General features: G+C 64.5%; 1 protein-coding gene. It reads left to right on the plus strand.

Annotation, left to right across the window (positions count from 1 at the left end; translation table 11 throughout):
• On the plus strand, positions 1-256 hold a 256-nt coding region (locus tag B4920_RS26975; RefSeq protein ID WP_173862727.1), incomplete at both ends, for an AraC family ligand binding domain-containing protein.

Genomic DNA, 256 nt, shown 5'->3' on the forward strand with positions numbered 1-256 from the left:
CTGCCGGGCTACGCCTTCGATGTGTTCCTGGTCTCGGGCATGACCCCCATCGAGCAGGGGAGTGCGCTCGACTTCATCATCGACCGGCCCCAGGGAATGAAGGGCTTCATCGTCAACCTGACCATCAAGGACAAGGGGCAGATCTTCCAGGGGGATCAGGCATTCACCGTGGAGCCAGGGGACCTGCTGCTGTTTCCGCCCGCGGCCGTGCACCATTACGGCCGGGCGCCGGATGCGCGGGAGTGGTATCACCGCT

The organism is Zoogloea sp. LCSB751 (genome assembly GCF_002028455.1).
Taxonomy (GTDB): domain Bacteria; phylum Pseudomonadota; class Gammaproteobacteria; order Burkholderiales; family Rhodocyclaceae; genus Zoogloea.